Raw genomic sequence first — 264 nt, forward strand, 5'->3', positions numbered from 1 at the left:
TTCGTACCCTTACTGAACTGGGGCTTGTAATAGATACTGTAATAAAAAATGGAGCAAATTCTATTTCGCAACTTACGTTTAAATTAGAGAATGAAGAAACTTATTATAAAGGTGCTCTACAATTAGCACTACAAAACGCGAATGAGAAGGTTCAAGCGCTAGCAGTTTCTTTACGATTGTCCCATTTACCAATTGCGATTGAAATTGTAGAGGAAAGCGTTAGTGGTCCAATTTTATATAAAACTTATGCGATGTCTGCTGAAT

1 protein-coding gene is annotated in these 264 nt (G+C 35.2%); it reads left to right on the forward strand.

What is annotated here, in order from left to right:
• Nucleotides 1–264 (forward strand): SIMPL domain-containing protein (locus R0J88_RS20920; RefSeq protein WP_410901014.1); only part of this gene is annotated, 264 nt, incomplete at both ends.

This window comes from Pseudoalteromonas sp. SIMBA_162 (assembly GCF_046535955.1).
Classification (GTDB): domain Bacteria; phylum Pseudomonadota; class Gammaproteobacteria; order Enterobacterales; family Alteromonadaceae; genus Pseudoalteromonas; species Pseudoalteromonas marina.